Annotated in this window: 18 protein-coding genes and 1 tRNA gene; 6 read left to right on the top strand and 13 right to left on the bottom strand. The window is 50.7% G+C overall.

Features of this window, described 5'->3' with window-relative positions:
• Position 1: 1 nt before the first annotated feature.
• Positions 2–1,087 (bottom strand): chorismate synthase, encoded by a 1,086-nt coding sequence (aroC, locus tag LY264_RS07470; RefSeq protein ID WP_003834825.1) that lies wholly within the window; start codon positions 1,085–1,087, stop codon positions 2–4.
• A gap of 39 nt (positions 1,088–1,126) precedes the next feature.
• The gene (gene prmB, locus LY264_RS07465; protein WP_003028173.1) at positions 1,127–2,059 is read right to left on the bottom strand and encodes a 50S ribosomal protein L3 N(5)-glutamine methyltransferase; all 933 of its coding nucleotides are present in this window, start codon (positions 2,057–2,059) and stop codon (positions 1,127–1,129) included.
• Between the two features lie 166 nt (positions 2,060–2,225).
• Here prmB and smrB point away from each other — a divergent pair, with 166 nt between their 5' ends.
• Positions 2,226–2,777, top strand: a complete 552-nt coding sequence (gene smrB / locus LY264_RS07460) for an endonuclease SmrB (protein ID WP_003839296.1) — start codon at positions 2,226–2,228, stop codon at positions 2,775–2,777.
• A 74-nt stretch (positions 2,778–2,851) separates the two neighbouring features.
• Here smrB and sixA read toward each other — a convergent pair whose 3' ends face one another.
• From sixA to LY264_RS07440, 4 genes are all read right to left on the bottom strand, one after another.
• The gene (sixA, locus tag LY264_RS07455) at positions 2,852–3,337 is read right to left on the bottom strand and encodes a phosphohistidine phosphatase SixA (RefSeq protein WP_003028179.1); all 486 of its coding nucleotides are present in this window, start codon (positions 3,335–3,337) and stop codon (positions 2,852–2,854) included.
• Positions 3,338–3,545: 208 nt separating this feature from the next.
• Positions 3,546–5,693, bottom strand: a complete 2,148-nt coding sequence (gene fadJ, locus LY264_RS07450) for a fatty acid oxidation complex subunit alpha FadJ (protein ID WP_048224763.1) — start codon at positions 5,691–5,693, stop codon at positions 3,546–3,548.
• Positions 5,693–7,003, bottom strand: coding sequence for an acetyl-CoA C-acyltransferase FadI (fadI, locus tag LY264_RS07445; protein ID WP_008785369.1), 1,311 nt, complete (start codon positions 7,001–7,003; stop codon positions 5,693–5,695). Before fadI ends, fadJ begins: the two co-directional genes overlap by 1 nt.
• Before the next feature lie 180 nt (positions 7,004–7,183).
• On the bottom strand, positions 7,184–7,468 hold the full coding sequence (locus LY264_RS07440) for a YfcZ/YiiS family protein (RefSeq protein WP_003834838.1): 285 nt from the start codon (positions 7,466–7,468) through the stop codon (positions 7,184–7,186).
• Positions 7,469–7,839: 371 nt separating this feature from the next.
• On the opposite strand from LY264_RS07440, the gene fadL reads away from it, so the two are divergent.
• Positions 7,840–9,171: a long-chain fatty acid transporter FadL gene (gene fadL / locus LY264_RS07435; protein WP_020996688.1), complete on the top strand. Its 1,332-nt coding sequence runs from the start codon at positions 7,840–7,842 to the stop codon at positions 9,169–9,171.
• A gap of 59 nt (positions 9,172–9,230) precedes the next feature.
• On the opposite strand, the gene mlaA is transcribed toward fadL, so the two are convergent.
• Positions 9,231–9,986 (bottom strand): phospholipid-binding lipoprotein MlaA, encoded by a 756-nt coding sequence (gene mlaA, locus LY264_RS07430; protein WP_003028190.1) that lies wholly within the window; start codon positions 9,984–9,986, stop codon positions 9,231–9,233.
• Between the two features lie 288 nt (positions 9,987–10,274).
• Here mlaA and LY264_RS07425 point away from each other — a divergent pair, with 288 nt between their 5' ends.
• Both LY264_RS07425 and LY264_RS07420 read left to right on the top strand, forming a co-directional pair.
• Positions 10,275–11,216, top strand: coding sequence for a formate/nitrite transporter family protein (locus LY264_RS07425; RefSeq protein WP_048224768.1), 942 nt, complete (start codon positions 10,275–10,277; stop codon positions 11,214–11,216).
• Positions 11,217–11,291: 75 nt separating this feature from the next.
• A tRNA-Arg gene (locus LY264_RS07420) sits at positions 11,292–11,366 on the top strand.
• 46 nt (positions 11,367–11,412) lie between these two features.
• Here LY264_RS07420 and LY264_RS07415 read toward each other — a convergent pair.
• Together LY264_RS07415 and LY264_RS07410 are read right to left on the bottom strand one after the other, a co-directional pair.
• The gene (locus tag LY264_RS07415) at positions 11,413–12,045 is read right to left on the bottom strand and encodes an ECs1377 family protein (RefSeq protein ID WP_048224900.1); all 633 of its coding nucleotides are present in this window, start codon (positions 12,043–12,045) and stop codon (positions 11,413–11,415) included.
• Positions 12,046–12,231: 186 nt separating this feature from the next.
• The gene (locus tag LY264_RS07410) at positions 12,232–14,130 is read right to left on the bottom strand and encodes a methyl-accepting chemotaxis protein (RefSeq protein ID WP_048224902.1); all 1,899 of its coding nucleotides are present in this window, start codon (positions 14,128–14,130) and stop codon (positions 12,232–12,234) included.
• Positions 14,131–14,500: 370 nt separating this feature from the next.
• Here LY264_RS07410 and LY264_RS07405 point away from each other — a divergent pair, with 370 nt between their 5' ends.
• Entirely contained in the window at positions 14,501–15,040 is a 540-nt protein-coding gene (locus LY264_RS07405) for a DUF2058 domain-containing protein (RefSeq protein WP_020996692.1), read from the top strand.
• Positions 15,041–15,145: 105 nt separating this feature from the next.
• Here the strand turns inward: LY264_RS07405 and pgtA are convergent, their stop codons facing one another.
• From pgtA to pgtC, 3 genes are read right to left on the bottom strand one after another with little or no spacing between them, the layout of a single operon-like run.
• Complete coding sequence (gene pgtA / locus LY264_RS07400) at positions 15,146–16,393, bottom strand: two-component system response regulator PgtA (RefSeq protein WP_048224904.1); 1,248 nt, start codon at positions 16,391–16,393, stop codon at positions 15,146–15,148.
• Positions 16,383–18,377, bottom strand: a complete 1,995-nt coding sequence (pgtB, locus tag LY264_RS07395; protein ID WP_171845906.1) for a two-component system sensor histidine kinase PgtB — start codon at positions 18,375–18,377, stop codon at positions 16,383–16,385. The genes pgtA and pgtB overlap by 11 nt, the downstream gene beginning before the upstream one ends.
• 11 nt (positions 18,378–18,388) lie before the next feature.
• The gene (gene pgtC, locus LY264_RS07390; protein ID WP_122984030.1) at positions 18,389–19,588 is read right to left on the bottom strand and encodes a phosphoglycerate transport regulator PgtC; all 1,200 of its coding nucleotides are present in this window, start codon (positions 19,586–19,588) and stop codon (positions 18,389–18,391) included.
• A 415-nt stretch (positions 19,589–20,003) separates the two neighbouring features.
• On the opposite strand from pgtC, the gene pgtP reads away from it, so the two are divergent.
• Entirely contained in the window at positions 20,004–21,395 is a 1,392-nt protein-coding gene (gene pgtP / locus LY264_RS07385; protein ID WP_008785382.1) for a phosphoglycerate transporter PgtP, read from the top strand.
• A gap of 109 nt (positions 21,396–21,504) precedes the next feature.
• Here pgtP and LY264_RS07380 read toward each other — a convergent pair whose 3' ends face one another.
• The gene (locus LY264_RS07380) at positions 21,505–21,747 is read right to left on the bottom strand and encodes a DUF2545 family protein (protein ID WP_008785383.1); all 243 of its coding nucleotides are present in this window, start codon (positions 21,745–21,747) and stop codon (positions 21,505–21,507) included.
• Between the last annotated feature and the right edge of the window lie 397 nt (positions 21,748–22,144).

The raw sequence follows: 22,144 nt of genomic DNA, 5'->3' as shown, positions 1-22,144 counted from the left end.
CTTACCAGCGTGGAATATCGGTCTTCACGTCCGCATTTTGCGCCCGCTGACGCAGCAGGTGATCCATCAATACGATCGCCAGCATCGCCTCGGCGATCGGTACGGCGCGGATCCCTACGCACGGATCGTGGCGACCTTTAGTGATCATTTCGACTTCTTCTCCAAAGCGGTTAATAGTGCGCCCAGGAACGGTAATACTGGACGTCGGTTTCAGCGCCATATGAGCAATGATTTGCTGCCCGCTGCTGATCCCGCCCAGAATGCCGCCCGCATGGTTACTCTGGAAACCTTCTTTGGTGATTTCGTCACGGTTCTGACTGCCGCGCAGCGCAACAACGTCAAATCCATCGCCAATCTCAACGCCCTTAACGGCGTTAATGCTCATCAGCGCATGGGCGATGTCGGCATCCAGGCGGTCGAATACAGGTTCGCCGAGACCCGCAGGTACACCGCGTGCAACAACGGTCACCTTCGCTCCGATTGAGTCACCTTCTTTCTTCAGCCCGCGCATCAGTTCGTCCAGCGCTTCGAGTTTATCCGGGTCCGGGCAAAAGAACGGGTTAAGTTCCACCTGGGACCAGTCTTTGATCTCCAGCGGAATATCACCCATCTGCGTCAGGCAGCCGCGGATCTCAACGCCGAATTTTTCCGCCAGATATTTTTTGGCTATCGCTCCGGCCGCCACGCGCATCGCCGTTTCACGTGCGGATGAACGTCCGCCGCCACGGTAGTCGCGCAGGCCATATTTTTGCTCATAGGTATAGTCGGCGTGTCCCGGACGAAAAACGTCCTTAATCGCGCCATAATCCTGTGAACGCTGATCGGTATTTTCGATCAGCAGGCCAATGCTGGTGCCTGTGGTAACGCCCTCGAACACCCCGGAGAGGATTTTCACCTGATCCGGCTCACGACGCTGCGTAGTGTAGCGCGATGTGCCCGGACGGCGTCTGTCGAGATCGTGCTGCAGGTCAGCTTCTGTCAGAGAAATGCCCGGCGGAACACCATCGACAATACAACCGAGCGCCAGCCCGTGTGATTCGCCGAAAGTGGTTACGCGAAAGAGTTGCCCAATTGTGTTTCCTGCCATCACGGCTCCGTTATGCGTGTTGTGTATGTGCGCGTGTAATTAGTCTTTATAAATACTGAAGTGCTCGCGAGCAGCAACTAACTGCTCTTTGGTCAGCATGAATACGCCGTCACCGCCGTTGTCGAACTCCAGCCAGGTGAACGGTACATCCGGATATTGCTCTATCAGATGTACCATGCTGTTTCCGACTTCACAAATCAGAATACCGTTATCTGACAGGTAGTCTGGGGCGTTCCCCAGAATGCGGCGGGTAAGTTTCAGCCCATCGCTGCCGGACGCCAGACCCAGTTCAGGTTCGTGACGATATTCGTTTGGCAGATCGGACATATCTTCTGCATCGACATACGGCGGGTTGGTCACAATCAGGTCATACTGGACTTTCAGCAGATCGCGGAACAGATCGGAACGGATCGGCGTTACGTGATGAATCAGGCCGTGTTCTTCAATATTGTGTTCGGTCACCGCCAGCGCGTCAGTGGAAATATCCACCGCATCCACTTCGGCTTCCGGGAAGGCATACGCGCAGGCAATGGCAATACAGCCGCTGCCAGTACACATATCGAGGATATGCTGTGGTTGCTCATTAATAAGGCCCGCAAAGCGGTTATTGATAAGCTCGCCAATCGGTGAACGCGGAACCAGCACGCGTTCATCAACATAAAACTCATGCCCGCAGAACCAGGCTTTGTTGGTCAGATAAGCAACCGGAATGCGCTCGTTGACGCGGCGAATCACGCGTTCAACAATACGATGACGCTCGCTGGAGGTCAGACGCGCGGTACGCATATCTTCTGGAATATCCAACGGCAAATAAAGTGACGGCAGCACCAGTTGTACGGCCTCGTCCCATGGGTTATCCGTGCCATGGCCATACCAGATGTTCGCCGCGCTAAAACGGCTGACCGCCCAACGCAACATGTCCTGAATGGTATGCAGTTCACTCACTGCTTCATCGACGAAAATTTTATCCACGTATTCCTCCAGGGCATGCTCGTATTAATTTCGGCGGCTAGTTTGCCACGAAGACGGCGATAAATCAGCATTCACACGGGGCCTGAACGCGAAAATTGCGTTTTAAGCGATCGGATGCCCGCCGAGTCGGGTTAAACTAACGGAAAATAAAAGTTGAGACTCTCGAATGAAAAAGAAAACATCGCTCAGCGAGGAGGATCAGACGCTGTTTCGCCAGCTGATGACCGGCACGCGTAAAATTAAACAGGACACCATCGTTCACCGACCTCCACGTAAAAAAATTGCCGAGGTTCCGGTTAAAAGACTGCTACAGGAGCAGGCTGATGCCAGCCACTATTTCTCGGATGAGTTTCAGCCGCTGCTGAATACGGACGGTCCGGTAAGATACCTGCGCGCCGACGTCAGCCATTTCGAACTGAAGAAAATGCGCCGTGGCGATTACTCTCCGGAGCTGTTTCTCGATCTGCATGGGCTGACCCAGCAACAGGCCAAACAAGAGTTAGGCGCGCTGATTGCCGCCTGTCGCCGTGAGCATGTATTTTGCGCCTGCGTGATGCATGGCCACGGAAAACATATTCTGAAACAGCAGACGCCGCTCTGGCTGGCACAGCATCCGCACGTGATGGCCTTTCATCAGGCGCCGAAAGAGTACGGTGGCGACGCCGCGCTGCTGGTGCTGATTGAAGTGGAAGAGTGGCTACCGCCCGAACTTCCGTGATGCAGAAAAACAAAAAGAGCCGCATTTGCGGCTCTTTGATTTTCCGGGTGGCGGCTGCGCCTTATCCGGCCTGTTTAAATCGCTTTTGCCATTTTCAGGTTACACGGGCTCATCTGCCAGTTAAAAGTACCCTTCCCGCTCTCATCAAGCGTAACGCTGGCAATCGCTGATGTGGTAAACATCGGTGGTGTTTCACCTGGGCAAAGCTCAGACACCAGATATCCCACTAAAGGCAAGTGAGAGATAACCAGTGCCGTGGCGATACCTTCATTGGCCAGAGCCTGTAAATAGGCGCTGACCAGACCGACATCGCCGCAGGGAGTCAGCTCCGGCAAAACATCCACACCGGTTGGCAGGTTCATACACTCCCCCACCACATCCAGCGTTTGTTCGGCTCGTAGGAACGGGCTCACCAGAACACGTTCGATATCCACTTTTTGACCTTTCAGCCAGTTCGCCATCAGGCGAGATTCGTCACAACCACAGGAGGTTAAGGGACGAACCGAATCACTGGCGGCATCGAGGGCCGCGTCGCCGTGACGCATGATAAAAACTTGCATATTGCACCGCTTTTGTTAACCAGAATCACCACTACCTTTATTCACAGCCCCTATTGGCTGTGGTAACGATATGGTGGCCGGCATTGTGCCTTATCCATTCACCGAATGAAACGCTGTTTTTTACCTCAACGGCGTAAGTATAGTCAATCTCTGTTTACATTTTGAGCGCGATCCATACATTCAGTGCGGATTCATCCTACCTTTGACCTCATGAATTCAGGTCAGTTTCCCCAATATCCCAGAATCTTTCACTGCGTTCCGCCATCTGCAATAACTGCTCACACGGCGTAAACCGCGAGCCGTACTGCGTGGTCAGCCGTTGCAGAACCGCAACCACTTCACCCGCGCCGAGAGAATCCATATACCGGAACGGGCCGCCGAGGAATGGCGGAAAACCAATACCAAATACAGCGCCGATGTCGCCATCACGTGCGCTGCGGACTATCTTCTCGTCGAAACAACGGGCTGCTTCATTGAGCATTAACATAACGCACCGCTCTGCTATCTGCGCGGCGGTAAGTCGGCCCTGACCCTGGACGCCAATAAGCGTATAAATTGCAGGGTCGACCTGTTTTTTGCTTTTACGCCCTTTCGCAGCATAAAGATAGAAACCCCGACCATTTTTTCTACCTTTGCGATCGTCATTCAAAATTGAAGCAACAACATTTGCAGGCGCGCTAAAACGTTCTCCATATGCAGCCTCAAGCACTGGTATAATTTTAGTGCCCGTATCAATTCCGACCTCATCCAAAAGTTGGATTGGCCCAACTGGAAAACCAAACTTAACCAGCGCGGCGTCTATGGTTTCGACCCGCTCGCCTTCGGTCAACATACGAATCGCTTCGTTAATATAAGGCGCTAAAATGCGGTTAACGTAAAAGCCGGCCTTATCTCTCACCACTATCGGCGTTTTGCCCTGTTTTTTCGCTAACTTAACGGTAGTTGCAATTGTCTGCTCAGAGGTCGTGGCATGCGGGATCACTTCGACCAACGGCATTTTTTCCACCGGACTAAAAAAGTGTAAACCAATCACTTGTTCGGGCCTGGCAGCGTTCGCAGCAATATCGCCAATGGGCAAAGATGAGGTGTTAGAAGCAAAAATGGTATGAGGTGCGCAATTTTGCTCAACTTCTGCCACCATCCGTTGTTTTAGCGACAGATCTTCAAACACGGCTTCAATAATTAGATCGCGATGCGCAAAGCCACGGTAGTCGATTGATCCCGAAATCAGCGCCAGTTGTTTATCGCGTTCGCTGGCTTTGATATGACGGCGGCGAACCTTCGTTTCAAGCTGATCCCAGCTGTACTTCAGCGCGTGGTTGATTCCCTTAGCGTTTATATCTTTGATGCGCACAGGCAAGCCACCTTTACAGGCCGTCACGTAGGCAATACCACCGCCCATCAGACCTCCGCCCAAAATACCTACGCTGTTTAGCGGGCCAGGTTTCGCATCACTTCCGGGATCTTTTTTCACATCGGTGTTGGCAAAAAAGATGTGCCGTAGCGCCTGAGACTGGGATGTCATCACCAGTTCACCAAACGCGCGAGCCTCAGCGTCGTAACCGCTACTGCTGCCTTGCGCTAGCCCGGTTTCGATGACCTCAAGGATACGTTCTGTTGCAGGGTAGTTACCTTGCGTTTTTTGCACCGTCTTTTTACTGGCCATACGGAATAGCAGCGCCCGCCCCAGCGGCCCCGCCAACACTCGCTCTCTCACGGGCAGTGTTCGATGCGCAGAACTGTCCTGTTTAGCCAGTTCAACGGCCGCTTCCAGCAAAATGGAATGCGGTACAACTTCATCCACTAAACCAACTTTCAGCGCCTGTTTTGCGCGTAATTGTTTTCCGGTAAGGATCATATCCAGTGCGGTACTGACGCCAATCAGGCGCGGCAGCCGCTGCGTACCACCGGAGCCGGGCAACAAGCCAAGTTGTACTTCCGGTAAACCCAGAACGGTTTTAGCATCATCGGTACAAATACGGTTGTGGCACGCCAGCGCCATCTCCAGGCCACCGCCGAGGCATGCGCCATGAATCGCGGCGATAACCGGGATCGGCAAGGCATTAATTTCCGCCATCATCTGCTGCCCCTGACGGGCCAGCGTTTCGGCTTCCTGCGCGCTACGACAGCTACCAATCATGTTGATATCCGCCCCGGCAATGAAGTTATCGGGTTTAGCCGAAATAAACACCACGCCGCGCAATGCTTTGTTATCGCGGATTTGCTTCAGAATGGCCCGTACCTGAGAAGCAAACTCCGCTTTCAGGGTGTTCATTTTCTCTCCGGGCACATCAATGGTGACAACAGCAACGTTATCCAGACGTACGTTTAGTGTAAAAGCCGATGCCATTTCCATTATTCCGCCTCCAGAACCATGGCTGCACCCAAACCACCAGCTGCACAGGCGGTCACTAAACCAAAACCACCGCCACGACGTCGTAACTCATGGAGGGTTTGGGTAATCATGCGCGCACCGGTAGCGGCGAAGGGGTGCCCATAGGCAATCGATCCACCCAGCACGTTAAATTTACTGTCATCAACTTCGCCAGTGGCATGTGCTCTGCCCAGCACGTCGCGGGCAAAACGTTCGCTACCCAGCAACTGAATATTCGCCAGCGTTTGAGCGGCAAAGGCTTCATGCATGTCGATCAGCGTTAAATCTGCCATCGTCAGACCCGCTCTCTCCAGGGCAAGCGGCGTTGACCACGCAGGTCCCAGCAGCATGTCCTGCCAGACATCGATGGCGGTAAAAGCAAAACTACGCAGGTATCCCAGCGGCACCAGCCCCAACTCTTTCGCACGCGACTCCGTCATCATGATCACGGCGGCTGCACCGTCCGTCAGCGGGGTACTGTTTGCTGCGGTGACAGTGCCGTGCTTGCGGTCAAACGCTGGACGTAGTTTGGCGTAATCGGCCAGCGTAGAGTTACCACGAATATTGTTATCTTCTGAAAAAGGATCTTTAAACGGTGGCGCGTAGGTAGTCATTACCTCATCTGCCAGCTTTCCTTCAGCCCACGCCTGAGCGGCACGCTGATGAGAGCGGTGCGCCAGAGCGTCCTGCTGTTCTCGGGTAATACCATAGGTTTTGGCCATTTGCTCAGCCGTATCCCCCATACGCAAACCGGTGGAATACTCAGCGACGGCTGGCGGCACAGGCATCAGATCACGTAATCGCAGTCGGGAAAAGAGTTTAAGGCGTTGACCGGTAGTCCGGGCCTTATTGACATCCACCAGCACCCGCGCCAGCTTTTTACTAACGCCAATAGGCAAGACTGACGAGGAGTCCGCACCACCCGCAATTCCCGCACGAATAGACCCCGCCATCAGGCTTTCCGCGACATTCGCCACTGCCTGAAAACTGGTCGCGCAGGCTCGGCTTACGCTATAGGCATCCGTATGCACATTCATGCCGGTTCCCAGCACGATTTCACGAGCAATATTTGGCGCTTCAGGCATTTGCACCACCTGACCAAAAACCAGTTGCTCAATCACATCAGCAGGTATTTCGCTGCGCGCCAGCAGCTCACCGACGACCATTTTTCCTAAATCAACGGCGGGAATGCCATGAAACGCGGTAGCCTGACGAGCAAATGGCGTACGCAATCCACTTACAATGGCAATACGGTCGCCCTGGCGGGTAACCAGCGGTAAAGCCTGACTCATAACACTCCCCTGTAAAAAAAATAAAATAAGTGGTCTGACCTGATCATAGTCTTAACCAATTTTTTACATTTAGCCAAGCGGAGAGAAAAGAAAGTGGGAGCTAAGACACAGTGAATAATCACTGACAGTTACGAAAAAGCCCTTGCTATCTGATAGCAAGGGCTTTTGCAGAGGGGGAGATTAACGCAGGCCCAGCTGGAAGATCAGCGTTTCAGCTTCACAGGCAAAAACAAAGTCGATATCCAGACGCACACCTTCTGACTCTTCAGTAAAGGTCGAGGTGATTTGGCAAGGCTCAGATTCCACGCCACGCGCCTTTTCGGTCAGAGCGGCCAGCGTTTCTTCCGCCTCTGCGCGATTCGCGAACACACGGCTGTAGGACGCGGTGCAATCGGAGTTGTCCATGATGGTGCCAACATCCATACAGCAGCAAACCGGGGTTTCATCAGCACTGCATTTACTCATTGTAGATTTCCTCTGTATTCGCACCTGAGGTGCCAGATAAACGATAGGGATATTTTACGCTCCCATTATTCGCCTCTCCAGTCGTTAATTGTATGAAATGCGATAAGTGACCGAAATCACACTTAAAAATGATCTAAAACAAAAATCGCCCAAACAGGTGAGTGCGCACCCCCGCAATTTTGCCAGCTGGATCGCGTTTCTCTGATCAAATTTGAAAATATTTATAAACATACTTGCAACATTCCAGCTGGTCCGACCTATACTCACGCCACTGGTCTGATTTCTAAGTCGTACCTCAGACCCTACACTTCGCGCTCCTGTTACGGCATGTAACATTGTTTGTATAAAAATAAATCTATGAGGTTATGGTCATGAGCCAGAAAACCCTGTTTACAAAGTCTGCTCTCGCAGTCGCAGTGGCAATTATCTCCACACAGGCCTGGTCTGCAGGCTTTCAGTTAAACGAATTTTCTTCCTCTGGCCTTGGCCGGGCATATTCGGGTGAAGGCGCAATTGCAGATGATGCAGGTAACGCCAGTCGTAACCCGGCATTGATTATGATGTTCGATCGCCCTACTTTTTCAGCAGGTGCAATTTTCGTTGACCCAGATGTAGATATTTCCGGTCGCTCGCGTATTGGCAATGACGCCAGCCAGGATAATATCGCCCCAACAGCCTGGATACCGAACGTGCATTTTGTTGCTCCGATTAACGATCAGTTTGGTTGGGGGGCCTCAGTCACCTCTAACTACGGCCTGGCTACGGAGTTTAACAATAATTACACAGCAGGCTCGATGGGCGGGAAAACCGATCTGGAAACGCTCAATCTAAACCTGAGCGGTGCTTATCGCCTGAACAATCATTTTAGCTTCGGTCTCGGTTTAAACGCCGTCTATGCAAAAGCGAAGCTTGAACGCTATGCTGGCGATTTACCACAGCAGATCGTTGCAGGCTCCGGGGGCAGAATTCCTCCATCACTGGCCGCGCAATATCCGGCAGATACACAGATTGCGCGCCTGAAAGGTGACGAGTGGGGCTTCGGTTGGAATGCTGGCCTTCTTTATGAAGTAGATAAAGATAACCGCTACGGTTTCACCTACCGTTCTGAAGTAAAAATTGACTTCAACGGTGATTACCGCAGCAATCTGCCATCAATGGACCGTATTCCTGCGCAGTTGCGTCCGGTGTTCGCGAGCCTGCCAGCAGGAACCAACGGCAGTACGATCGATGGTTCACTTGATCTGAACCTGCCAGAAATGTGGGAGTTTTCAGGCTATAACCGCGTTGCACCACAGTGGGCGGTTCACTACAGCATGGCTTATACCAGCTGGAGTCAGTTCCAGGAGCTGAAAGCAAAAGGCAACAACGGCCAAACCTTGTTCTATAAAGAAGAAGGCTTCAAAGACTCCTATCGCATCGCGCTCGGTACTACCTATTACTATGATGATACCTGGACGTTCCGTACCGGTATCGCCTTTGATGATAGCCCGGTTCCGGCAAACCGTCGTTCCATCTCTATTCCGGATCAGGACCGCTTCTGGCTGAGCGCGGGTACAACCTACGCCTTTAATAAGGATGCATCGTTGGATGTTGGCATCTCTTATATGCACGGTCAGAAAGTGAAATTCGAAGAAGGCCCATACTCCTTTGAATCTGAAGGGAAAGCCTGGTTGTACGGTATGAACTTGAACTACGCATTCTGATTTTCTTCAGACGTAAAAAAGGTGAGCTTTTTAGCTCACCTTTTTATTTGCCCAATTCCTTACTCAGAATCGATCTCTTTTAAATCGTCCTGAATATCTTTCGCGTTCGGGTTTTCTTCTGGTTTGAGTTTCCCGCCGTTCGCAATAAAGTCATGACGCTGGAAGTAAGCTTCACGCACCATGATGTAAGGATCGGAAGACTGACGCAGCAGACCATCAGAGTCGAGCAATTGCGCGCGAGTTTCAATCCCTTCAACCGTCCATTTGCCTATCGACAACGGCCAGGTCAGCCAGGACAGTACCGGATACAGCGTATCGACCATATCGCCGCCGTCATCACGCAGCGTGAAACTACCGTAGAACGGAAGCTGCATATACGGCCCGTAACCAACATCATAGTGGCCTAACGTACTGCCAAAGCGGTGTGGTTCAACGCGCTGCAACTTCGGATTAGCCATACCTGCCACATCGATAAAGCCGCCCATACCTAACAGGGTATTCAGGAAGAAACGGGTAAAGTGCACCATCCCCTGATAAGGATCGCCTTGCAGGAAATAGTTGACCATGACGGCCGGCTCTTCAAGGTTCCCCGTAAAGTTGCTTAAACCATTACGCGCCGGCTGCGGAACATAGTCACGCCAGGCAACAGCTACGGGTCTTACAACGTATGGATCTAAAACATTAAAGTTGAAGTTGTACATGGTGCGGTTGAACCCTTCAAATGGGTCCGAACGCCCCTGCTGTTCAGTACCGGAGCTCGCACACCCCACCAAAAGTGTGGTTCCCAGCGCAAGCGCCGACAGGCGAAGCTTCATAAGTGTCTCCCTGTGTTTTATGGCTATCGCTGATTGCCATCCATGACGGAACGATGACGTATCCGCCTGTTTAGATGTGAGCGATTGTAACAGCACGTCAAATGATGTCTATATACCCTGTCTTACTGATTTGATCATAGCCTGGTAATGCGCACTCCGCGGCGGTTCTATTCTAACTAACCCGATAAAAACAAACGTTACTATTTTTGCTATCTCAGACTTTCTCCCGCTGATTTTCAGACAAAAGCCGCTACGCTTTAGCAATACGTGCTTATTCAGGATTCGGCCATGAATGACATCAAGAAAGATAAGATCGATCGACACAGCGACGAACTCGAGGTGGAAAGCGATGAAAAGCTAACAGGGAAAAAGATAGAGCTTGATGAGGACAGACTCCCCTCCCGCGCCATGGCAATCCATGAACATATTCGCCAGGATGGGGAGAAAGAGATGGAGCGTGACGCGATGGCGCTACTGTGGTCAGCCATCGCAGCAGGACTGTCGATGGGCGCCTCGCTACTGGCAAAAGGGATTTTTCACGTACAGCTGGAAGGCGTGCCAGGGGGATTTTTACTCGAGAACCTCGGTTATACCTTCGGCTTTATTATTGTCATTATGGCCCGCCAGCAACTTTTTACCGAAAATACCGTCACCGCTGTACTGCCGGTGATGCAAAACCCTACCCTTGGCAATTTTGGCCTGTTGATGCGCCTGTGGAGCGTGGTTCTGCTGGGTAATATTATTGGCACCGGGGTTGCAGCATGGGCATTTGAACATATGCCGATTTTTGATGAAGAGACTCGCGATGCTTTTGTCAAAATCGGCATGGATGTGATGAAAAACACTCCTGTGGAGATGTTTTCCAACGCCATCATTTCCGGCTGGTTAATTGCCACCATGGTGTGGATGTTTCCCGCCGCCGGAGCGGCAAAAATTGTGGTCATTATTCTGATGACCTGGCTGATTGCGTTAGGTGATACCACGCATATCGTCGTCGGCTCGGTGGAAATTCTCTATTTGGTCTTTAATGGCACGCTGCACTGGAGTGATTTTTTCTGGCCCTTTGCGCTACCAACGCTCGCCGGGAATATCTGTGGCGGAACGTTTATTTTCGCGCTAATGAGCCATGCGCAGATCCGCAATGATATGAGCAACAAACGCAAGGAAGAAGCCAGGTTGCAAGCAAAGCGTGATGAGCAAAAGCAGAAAAACCAGAAAAAACAGGCCTGAATGGTGACTGTTTGAGCAGTCGGGCGGCCTGAGACTTACCGTTGTGAGTAAAAAACGCTATACTCGTGCCGCTTCGTCCCCTTAGTTAAATGGATATAACGAGCCCCTCCTAAGGGCTAGTTGCAGGTTCGATTCCTGCAGGGGACACCATGAATTCTTATGCTCCCCGTTATAATCCCTTCATTTACCAGTCAGTTCATCCCTGGGCCAGGCGATAAAAAGGCACATTCCTCACTGTTGCAGTAAGATTGTCGGACACCATTGTCTGCTTTGTCGCTATCCGCATCCCTGCTTTTCTCAGCCTCAACACATCAGCGGCAATACGCTGGCTGCCAAACCAGAAAAGCCCGTCCAGCGCAGTGACATCAAGGCCCGATTCCAGTGCCAGCTTCAGACGTTCACGCGGCGCTTTTACTGTTTTAGCAATCTGCTGATATGGCGCTTCGCTTGAACTTGCAGGACTAATGCGCCGGATACGATGTGACAGGCGGTACTGAAATTTATCCGGTATCCCACCGAGACTCGCTTTCAGGCTGTAAACACAACCAAAGCGTTTGCCGTTAAAGATGACGTTTTTCTGACTAAGCTGCAGCTCTTCACGCACGCTGGCAATCAGTTGCGGAGTACGGAGTAATAACAAGCGGAAAGGCAGCTCAAAGCTGGTCACGTAGTCCACATTCAATAAAGCAATACGCAGACGTTCTTGGGGCCCCGCCTTCATTTCCCGGCATTCAGCAATAACATCAGCCCACTGGCCGGTAAGACGGGAACACTCTGTCGCCTCAGTAAAACTATATTTTTCAGCCTGATAATCAATACGCTCGGTCACACTGAATTCCCTTCTGGCCAGATCTCGGTATTGGTTGCTCACTTTACCAGCGACGACATCCCTGTGTCAGAAATCTTTTTCTAACCCACTGAAAGTGCCTGACCAATCTTCCCTCGTATCCTCACCATGAGGATACGACAACTAACCGACCCGGTATGTTTTCCGGGTCGGTTAAACGGCGCCACGTCAGACAACAAAACGGTTAACCAGATCCTTCATGGTTGCCGACAGATTGTCCAGCCGCTGGCTGTCGCTCGCAGCCTGAGATACCAACGCCGCATTTTGCTGTGTGACCTGTTCCATCGGTCGCAATGCCAGGTTTATCTGGGTTACCCCTTGTGACTGCTCCGTCGCCACACGAGCGATATCCGCAATATATTGCTTCATACTGGTGGTATTATCCGCCGCGGCTTCCAGCGCGGTAGCAGATGCAGTAACCCGCTCAACGCCCTCACTAATTTTGACCATATTCTGCGCGACCAACTCACGGATTTGGTTAGCCTCTTTGGCGCAACGCTGCGAAAGATTTCTCACTTCACTAGCTACGACAGCAAACCCCCTGCCCATCTCTCCTGCCCGAGCAGCTTCCACTGCCGCATTCAGCGCCAGTAAATTAGTCTGAAACGAAATATCATCAATCGAGGTCACAATATTCGAGATTTTCTCACTGGAAGCGCGAATATCCCCCATGCTCTGGTTCGCCGCACTGGCAACGTTACTGGCCTGTCGGACCTCTTTTTCCAGTCTGATTGTCAGATGCTCCGCTTCGCGGGCATTATCCGCCGTTTGCGTAATCGCAGTTGATAACTGCTCCATACTGGCCACAGCTTCTACTATTGATGCAGCCTGTTCATCTGTACGTTGAGCCAGATCCTGATTTCCCGCCGTAATACTGCTACTGGCATCGGACAAAACCACGGAGCCTTGCTTAATCTCCTGTACGATATGCTGAATACTTTCCAGCATCGTGTTATAGGCACGATTAAGTGAGGAAAGCTCATCTTTGCCCGGGGTCGCCAGACGTTGAGTCAGATCGCCATTCATACCCGCAATCTTGCGTAGCGTGTCACTAAACTGACGGTGCATATTGATTGCGATGGCCCCAGCGAACGTCAATGATGCCAGGAGCGCTAACAGGCTAACAGCCATATATATTTGCCAGTTTTTTCGTGCATCCTGCGCGAGTTTTTCTGCATTCGCCAACAGACGATTCGCCGTCACATTTTCTATCTGCCGCATCACTTCAATACGCTGGGTTTGTACTTTAAACCAGGTAGTAGGATCGACACCAAATCCACCGTTCTCGACATGGTTAAACGCGATCTCGCGAAATGCGAGGGCTTTAGACGCTTCTGCTGACTGTAAGCGGCTTTTCAACATGGCCGCCTGTTCCGGTGAACTCAGGCGTAACGATTCTGCCAACCAAACGTTCTGTTTACTGACGACATCACTGAGTTGATGTAACTGTCCGTCGGCGAAATGGCCGGAGGAAAAGATATTTGATAACAGCGCCCGTTCAATACCCGCTTGTTCTTTCAAATTCAGCAGGTTGTAGTAGGCGGCAAATGCGTTTGCCATCTCGCCAGAATCCGTCAACTGCCCCAATCTACCCACAAAATTCAGCACATCAGCAATGACGTTGGTATAAAACTTAACGACATCTGAAGCCGGAAGCCCTAATTGCGTGACATTCTCCCGTATAGTGGAGAGAGAAAGAATGTTTTTCTTAAACGTAGCGACAGAGGTGGCGACATCCCCTTCCGGTAATGCAGTATCGGACAGTGACCGCACAAATACCTCGATCTCGCGATCGGTCAAAGCCCGCTGTGCGTTTAACTCATCTTTGAACGTCTTCCCTTCAGCCCCCAGAAACCCGACACTCATGCCGCGTTCTTTTTGCAATTCATGCACTACATTTCCGGCACTGCGTGCGAGCGCTGTCAGTTGGGCAATATTCTCCATCTGCCGTTCTGTCTCAATGCGCGTTAATATTCCTGAACCAGCAAACCAACATAACGCCAGTAATAATGGTTGTAGCGCAATTATTAACTTCATTTTCATCGGCATTCGATAAACCCACCACATGCCACTTCCCTCCATTATCCATATCTTCATTATGGTTATCGGCGTAAAGAAGCGGCTCTTTAAATTTGAACAATGGGCAACCGTTTGTTTTTTAGATTAAATTTTTGCCAGAATAACTCTATTTAATTACTTCAATCAGAATAAAACCCTGACTAATACGGATTTGTAAACCTATAGTCCATTTTATTAACTTATTTGGCATATTATTTTTTATTAAAAAATCAGGTAATCATTAACTGATTCAAAAGAGAGAGAAGCACAGGACAGTGACAGCAGCCCGAGATAACAGCCATGGCGCGGCCATCATTCTGGCGTCCCGCCGAACGTTAAGGTTATAATCCTTGCAACGATTTTTGGATTAGAAGCGACAATGACAAAACTTACCCTACAAGAACAGATGCTTAAAGCAGGTCTGGTCAGCAGCAAAAAAATGGCGAAAGTGCAGAGAACGGCGAAAAAATCGCGTGTTCAGGCTCGTGAAGCCAGAGAAGCGGTTGAAGAAAATAAAAAAGCACAGGTCGAGCGTGATAAGCAGCTCAGCGAACAGCAGAAGCAGGCCGCATTGTCTAAAGAATACAAAGCGCAGATCAAGCAGCTGATCGAGATGAACAAAATCACCATTTCCCGTGGCGATATTGGTTACAACTTTACTGACAATAACCTGATCAAAAAAGTTTATGTTGATAAGGTAACCCAGTCTCAGTTGATCAAGGGCCGTCTGGCCATTGCCCGCCTGACTGCTGAAAGCAGCAGCGAGAGCGAATACGCCATTATCCCGGCTGTTGTCGCCGACAAGATTGCCCAGCGCGATGCAAGCTATATTGTTCTCAATTGCGAACTGAGCCAGGAAGCGAAGGACGAAGACGATCCGTATGCTGATTTTGTCATTCCTGACGATTTGATGTGGTAAGAAAAACACCCCGATAATCACCCAGAGTTCCGTCGTGTATTTCGGTGAACGCTAGCGCCGCCACCGAAATACCGTCAACCGCTATTCTTCCCCACATGCCGTCTGCTAAAACTTATAGTGTTCCTTGCTCAGTCCGTATTTTCTCATGCGCAAATACAGTTTCTTACGCGGAATTTGTAAATACTCCGCCACTTCATTAATACGTCCCTGATGAATATTAAGCGCTTCGGTAATGATCTGTCGCTCGTACTCATCGACGCGACGATCGAGCGGTGTCGGTTCGGGCAAATGTAGCTGTGGATTCGCGGTTTCAGCCAGTGGCAATAACCCAACGGCAAAAAGCTCGGCGGCATTGGCCAGCTCTCGAACATTGCTCAACCACACGCGACGCCGCATTCCTTTTAGTAATTCCCCGTCAACCTCGGGCACCGGATGGTTCAGACGCAGACAGGCTTTCTGCAGATAATGGCGAAACAGCGGCTCAATATCATCCGGGCGCTGAGACAACGGCTGGCAACCAATTTGCGTCATCGCGAAACAGTAATAAAGTTCGGCCACAATCTGGTTGGTTGCTGCCAGTTCCACCAACGAAGTAGCGCCAATACCGATTAAGCGAAACGGACGCCGCTCCTGGCTTTGCAAATGCACCAGCTGGTGCTGCTGTTCGCGCGTCAGGCACTCAATATGGCTCAGGACCAGCGTTCCCCCTTGCGCCTGGGCAATAAGGTCATTGAGTTGCCCCGCATTATCTAACGTCAATTCCCCGCGGATAAACGGTCCTTCAGCGCTGCGCCCAAGCTGATGCAAATAACGGGCTCCGGTCATACGCCCCGTTCCCGGCTCGCCATAAAACCAGACGGCAATATCCGTTTCCGCCAGTTGCCGTAAGCGCTGGCGGTACTGATTAACCCAGTCGCTGTAGCCGACCAGTTCAACCTGGAGCTTTTGCTGGCAATAGTGACGACGTGCAATCACAGATTTTCTCTGCCGCAACGCATCCTCTACCAACACCAGCAGTTTGCCTGGATCAACCGGTTTTTGCAGAAAATCCCACGCACCTTTCTTCACCGCGTCCACCGCCATCGGGACATCGCCATGTCCGGTGATCAACAGGATCGGAAGCTGATTGTCATCCTGATGAAACAACGTCATCAGGTCGATTCCATTACAGCCAGGCATACACACGTCGCTCAGGACAATCCCTGGCCAGTCGGCCTGCAGCCAATTTCGGGCATCAAAAGGGTTACTGCATGCGAATACATGATATCCCTCCTGTTCAAGCAACAGGGTGTAAGCGTCAAGAACATCGGCATCATCATCAATAAGCAGAACAGAATATTCATCACTCAACATCGTTTACATCCGTCAGATTAAATTGCAGAACGACGCAGGCATTGCGCCCCGGGGTCGACGCCAGGCGCAGTTCGCCGTTCATTTGCATCATTAACGATACACAAATCGATAAGCCAATACCGAGGCCAACATCCTTACTGGTGGTAAACGGTTTTAACAGTGATGGTAATAATGCTCCAGGCCAACCAGGGCCGTTATCACTGATAAATACGCACAACCGGCTGCCTTCGGTCTGCCAGTGAACCTCTATTTTCGCTGCAACCGGACAGGCATCCAGCGCATTTGCCAGGACGTTTACCAGTACCTGCTGGATACGCACTTCATCACCAACCACCCACACGCCCCGGTCTGGGAGCGTCAGCGTACCCTGCTGTGGCTTGTGTCGCATGGCCAACAGTTCCCAGGCAGCGTTGAACGTTTGTCGGAGATCGACCGGATGCAGAGGCGTGCCAGGCTCGGCCCGGCGCGCAAACTGACGCAGTGAACGGATAATGGCATCGATGCGAGTAATCAGCCCTTCCGCTTTGGTTAATGTGCTTCTCGCCTGAGCGGGTTGCCCCTGTTCGATTGCCCTCCCCGCCGTAAACAGGTACATCGACAGCGCATTCAGCGGTTGATTAATCTCGTGCGCCAGCGTGGTCATAGTCTGGCCGACCACCGCCAGTTTTGCCGTCTGGATCAGCTCATCTTGCGTTGCACGAAGATCAGATTCAATCTCCTTGCGTTCGGTCACTTCCTGCTCCAGCTGATTTTTTTGCGCACTCAACTGGCCCAGGGTATGACGCAGCAAGCCTGCGATACGCCCCAACTCATCGCGTCCATATACCGGGATAGAGGCATCCGTTCTGCCAAGACCAATTTGCACCACGGCCTGGTTGAGCGCAGTAAAACGCTTCACCAGACGCGAGCGAATGAAGTAGTGGTTAAGCCCCCAGGCGAGAAGTAGCGCCAGCAGCGTCGCCAGCAGGATAAGTCCACCGCTGACGCGAACAATTTGTTCCAGCCGCTGGTTAAACGTCTGCATTTGCTGATGGCTACTCCCCAGTTGCGCTTCCAGCAGTGTTCGAAAGCGCCCAAGCGTAGCCTCTCTGGCATGGCTGGCATCAACCAGCGCTTTTTGCGCTGCGACATAATCGCGCATCGTATCGGGCATTTTATTTTTCATCATCCCGATTTCCAGCAGCTCATCGATAGTTTGTCGCAGTGTGATAGTGCTGGGCCAGTCATCGAGGGTGCGGATATTTTCATCCGCCGTTTTCTTCAGATTTTCCAGGTAGCGGATGTGATTCTCCACCAGCATGCCATCGTCGCTACCCGATTTCAGTTCATTGAGCCTGTCGCGTAAATCATCAACGATCTGGTTTTCAATTCTTGCCAGGGTATAGACCTGCTGCTGCTCGTTTTGCACCTCTCGGGCACGTTTGAGATACAGCGCCGCATCACCATTTTTGGCCTCGATTTGATCCAGCAACGTCCCCTGCTGCCAGGTAAAATCCTGCACCAGTGAATTCAGCTCAGTAGTAAAATCATCATGTAGCCAATCAATGCGCGCGGAAAGTTCGCTCACTTTTTCGCGGACAAGGAACATGTTGTAGAGCACCCGGTCCAGTTCCGCCATCAGCGCCCGGCTGTCCTGCAAAATCACCGCCAGTTGCTGCTGTTCTGCTGGTTGCAACCCCCTGCTCAGCACTTCGATTTTATCCAGATGCGAGATTATCTGATTGCGCAGTTGCAGCCTAACCGTCGTATTGGGAGCCAGCAGGAATTCATTAAGCTGGTCCACAACCAGATTGAGATTCCCTTCAATCAAAAAAGCGGAATGCACGCGCGGGAAGTAATCATCAAGCGAATAGCGTATCTGCGAGCTCTGCTCATGCCAGGAGTATAAACTGACGCAGCTTACGCTCAACGTCAGTAATGCGCCCGTTAGAAAGGCTCCCCGCAGGCTGCTGCTGATGCTGAGTTGGCGAAGGCGTTGCAGTATCGATCCACCTTTCATTTTAATTCTTCCAGTTTTGATATCGCCTGACGCTGGTTTTTAAGAAACCAGAGCTGCCACTCCATCATCTGCTGTTCGGCAACGCTTTTATTATCAAACTGCGCAAGCCAGGCTTCATCTTCACTACTTTTGGCATCTATCGGAACGCTGGTCAGTAAGGCTCTGATTTCGGGTAGCGGGCGTTTCAGGCGTGCTTCCGCACTGTATAGTGCCCGCCATGCATCCTTCAGTTGCGCAAGACGGAAACTGATGGCGGTATCAAACATCCGCTGCACTAACTGTTGTCGCTTAAGGATCAGCCGATAATTAAGCGGAGGCTGGTTCATTAAAATAGCCTGCTGAGCAGCGCGGGGATTATCAGATGCGAGCTGCGTTACCGGATATTTCCCCGTATTCGCATCAGCAAGGATCCGCTGCCCCTCCGGGCTTAACAAATAGCGGATAAAACGACGCGCTTCATTGGGGTGCTGGCTGTTCTTGAGAACAGCAACATAGGTTGGCGATACCGCCGAGCGTGGAAAATAGGTAAAAGTCAGGTGAGGATCGTTAAGCAACAGGTTGGCATAATTATCAATGACCGGCCCCGCCACGCCCAGGCCACTCTTAATTTTGTCGGCTACGCCAAAACTGCGTGATGAAATCGTCACCAGATTTCCAGCACTCGCCAGCAGCGTCGCCCACCCCGCTTCCCACCCTTTTTGCTGTAGCAATGACTCAACCATCAGATGGTTGGTATCCGAACGCGATGGGCTACTCATCAACAGTGCGTTCTGATATTTGGGCAGCGTTAAATCCCCCCAGTCGGCAGGAGGCGACAGATGTCGTGCCACCAGCGCAGAACGATTAATCAACAGACCAAAACCAGATATCGCCACTGCCACGGAGGTCGAACGGATAGAGTCTGGCACCAGCCGCTGGCTTTCCGGCAACGCATTTTCGAAGGACGCCAGCTTCTGATGCTCCTGCAGATGCTGTAACAGCATAGGGGATGAGGTCAAAATCAGATCAACATTTTCCGCATTCGCGGTATCCAGCAGTTGCTCCAATGAACTGCTGGTCCGGTTTAACGTGCGAATCATCACCGACCCCGGTTCAGTCTGCCAACGCTGAATAATCCAGGCCGTTGCCCCAGGGGAAAAGGTTGTCGCCATTACCAGCTCTTTACCCTGCGCCAGGCAACTCACCGACAACGACATAAAACAGAGCGAGAACGCCCAACAACGCCCCCGGCCCAAAAGTCTGTTTGTGATCCCGTTCATAAATACCAACATATGCAAAAAAAAATATTGAGACAAAACTTACCCGTTTATCACCGACTGGGGGAAGAATAAGGTTATTCGTAGAATAACCAAACGGAAAGTGACGACATCGGTAAAGAATACCCGAAAATGCAGTCTGAATTTGTTAATATCCGCACACGCCGATGATAAAAGCGTCCGTAAAAGAATAGAATTGAAAAGCCATTATTTAAAAAGAGTCAAAATAAGCCACACCATCCAAAAATTGAGTCAATAGTGACACATTTCATCTATTTGAATTTCTCGCCCGCCTATTTCACTCTTCACTACGAAAAATCCTGATATTCACATCAATATAAATTTAGGTGATGATATGTTATCCATATTTAAGGCAGGGCCTTCAGCAAATAAAGTCCCGGCGGAGAAAGTCCAGGAAACTTATGGCCGATACCGCATTCAGGCATTACTCAGCGTATTTCTTGGCTATCTTGCGTACTATATTGTGCGTAATAACTTCACGCTCTCAACACCGTACCTGAAAGAACATCTGGATCTCAGTGCCACGCAAATTGGTCTACTCAGCAGTTGTATGCTTATTGCCTATGGGATCAGTAAAGGCATTATGAGTAGTCTGGCAGACAAGGCCAGCCCTAAGGTCTTTATGGCATGCGGCCTGGTTCTGTGCGCCATCGTAAACGTCGGTTTAGGATTCAGTACCGGATTCTGGATTTTTGCCGCTCTGGTCGTTTTCAACGGTTTGTTCCAGGGTATGGGCGTTGGCCCTTCATTTATTACCATCGCCAACTGGTTTCCGCGTAAAGAACGTGGACGCGTCGGCGCATTCTGGAATATTTCTCACAACGTTGGCGGTGGTATTGTCGCTCCGATTGTTGGTGCCGCCTTTGCCATTTTAGGGAGCGAGCACTGGCAAAGCGCCAGCTATATTGTCCCGGCCGGTGTTGCCGTACTGTTTGCTTTTATTGTGCTGATGCTGGGGAAAGGTTCACCGCGCCAGGAAGGCTTACCGGCTCTGGAACAAATGATGCCGGAAGAAAAAGTAGTATTAAATTCCCGACACACTGACCAGGCGCCAGAAAATATGAGTGCCTTCCAGATTTTCTGCACCTATGTGCTGCGTAATAAGAATGCCTGGTATGTTTCACTGGTAGATGTCTTCGTCTATATGGTGCGTTTTGGCATGATTAGCTGGTTGCCTATTTATCTGTTAACCGAAAAACATTTCTCGAAAGAGCAAATGAGCATCGCTTTTCTGTTTTTTGAATGGGCGGCAATCCCTTCCACATTACTGGCGGGCTGGCTTACCGATAAACTGTTTAAAGGCCGTCGCATGCCGCTGGCCATGATTTGTATGGCGCTGATTTTCGTCTGTTTGATCGGCTACTGGAAAAGTGAATCCCTGCTGATGGTCACTATTTTTGCCGCCATTGTGGGTTGCCTGATCTATGTTCCACAGTTCCTCGCTTCTGTTCAGACGATGGAAATCGTTCCCAGCTTCGCAGTAGGTTCTGCAGTAGGACTGCGCGGATTTATGAGCTACATTTTTGGCGCATCGCTGGGCACCAGTCTGTTTGGCGTAATGGTCGACAAAATGGGGTGGCACGGCGGCTTCTATCTGCTGATGGGGGGTATTGTTTGCTGCATCCTGTTCTGCTACCTCTCTCATCGCGGTGCGCTGGAACTTGAGCAACAGCGAAAAAATGCTCAGCAAGAGGAAGCATCACTCCAGTTGGCGGATGCCCGGTAATTCATTTCGGCCTCACAAAAAAGTGCCAGCGATGCTGGCACTTCAATAAACTCAGATAAATAATAAATAACTCAAGGTGATAATTTATTGCTAAACGTAACATTCCAAATTATTGCTTACCATCCGCGACCATAAAGCGAATGATCAAACCACATGTCGGGGCAAGAAACAGGAATAATCCAGTTACCATTTCGTTACCATTGGTCAGCCGCATAGTAAAAACGTAAATTAATGCCGTAAGGATGGCCATGCCGAGAAAAGCGCTAATTGACGCCGCAGCGCCTATAACCTGCCAGATATAGCAGCTGACGCACAGAATGCTCAGTATGAGAAAGGTCCAGAAATAGAGCATAGCGATACCTCCTGTCTGCCGTAAACTTAACGTAAGTCCTTACACTCCCTTAACTTTATATTCTAAGACAATTCCTATCTGCTTGCAATTTGAGCAACATTTTATTCACAAAAATCATTCGACCGCTTACTATTACACTGTTCTCCGTCGTTTATTTAATCATCATAAAAACAACGAATTATATATAGGCGAAATTTTGCCCTTAATCGCCCTAAAAACATTTACGAATCTTGAGTAATTATTTCTGGCTGACATTAATTTTCGGGTGTACATTGTGCGTCCGATCATTCATGCCCCCTCGTGGTTTTGTCCTGACTCAGTTTTACACTCTTTACAGGAACCAATGTCGTTCATGGCGGCCTAACGATCAGTGCAGAGTGTAAAGCGACAGGCAAAG

Origin of the sequence: Citrobacter portucalensis (assembly GCF_023374935.1) — a bacterium.
GTDB classification, from domain to species: Bacteria; Pseudomonadota; Gammaproteobacteria; order Enterobacterales; family Enterobacteriaceae; genus Citrobacter; species Citrobacter portucalensis.
This window is presented reverse-complemented; position numbering and strand designations above follow the sequence as displayed.

Excerpts from the sequence above, each read along its gene's own strand:
- aroC (WP_003834825.1), bottom strand. The coding sequence starts at position 1,087 with ATGGCAGGAAACACAATTGGGCAACTCTTTCGCGTAACCACTTTCGGC.
- smrB (WP_003839296.1), top strand. The coding sequence starts at position 2,226 with ATGAAAAAGAAAACATCGCTCAGCGAGGAGGATCAGACGCTGTTTCGC.
- sixA (WP_003028179.1), bottom strand. The coding sequence starts at position 3,337 with ATGCAAGTTTTTATCATGCGTCACGGCGACGCGGCCCTCGATGCCGCC.
- fadJ (WP_048224763.1), bottom strand. The coding sequence starts at position 5,693 with ATGGAAATGGCATCGGCTTTTACACTAAACGTACGTCTGGATAACGTT.
- fadI (WP_008785369.1), bottom strand. The coding sequence starts at position 7,003 with ATGAGTCAGGCTTTACCGCTGGTTACCCGCCAGGGCGACCGTATTGCC.
- LY264_RS07440 (WP_003834838.1), bottom strand. The coding sequence starts at position 7,468 with ATGAGTAAATGCAGTGCTGATGAAACCCCGGTTTGCTGCTGTATGGAT.
- fadL (WP_020996688.1), top strand. The coding sequence starts at position 7,840 with ATGAGCCAGAAAACCCTGTTTACAAAGTCTGCTCTCGCAGTCGCAGTG.
- mlaA (WP_003028190.1), bottom strand. The coding sequence starts at position 9,986 with ATGAAGCTTCGCCTGTCGGCGCTTGCGCTGGGAACCACACTTTTGGTG.
- LY264_RS07425 (WP_048224768.1), top strand. The coding sequence starts at position 10,275 with ATGAATGACATCAAGAAAGATAAGATCGATCGACACAGCGACGAACTC.
- LY264_RS07410 (WP_048224902.1), bottom strand. The coding sequence starts at position 14,130 with ATGTGGTGGGTTTATCGAATGCCGATGAAAATGAAGTTAATAATTGCG.
- LY264_RS07405 (WP_020996692.1), top strand. The coding sequence starts at position 14,501 with ATGACAAAACTTACCCTACAAGAACAGATGCTTAAAGCAGGTCTGGTC.
- pgtA (WP_048224904.1), bottom strand. The coding sequence starts at position 16,393 with ATGTTGAGTGATGAATATTCTGTTCTGCTTATTGATGATGATGCCGAT.
- pgtC (WP_122984030.1), bottom strand. The coding sequence starts at position 19,588 with ATGTCGTTGTCGGTGAGTTGCCTGGCGCAGGGTAAAGAGCTGGTAATG.
- pgtP (WP_008785382.1), top strand. The coding sequence starts at position 20,004 with ATGTTATCCATATTTAAGGCAGGGCCTTCAGCAAATAAAGTCCCGGCG.
- LY264_RS07380 (WP_008785383.1), bottom strand. The coding sequence starts at position 21,747 with ATGCTCTATTTCTGGACCTTTCTCATACTGAGCATTCTGTGCGTCAGC.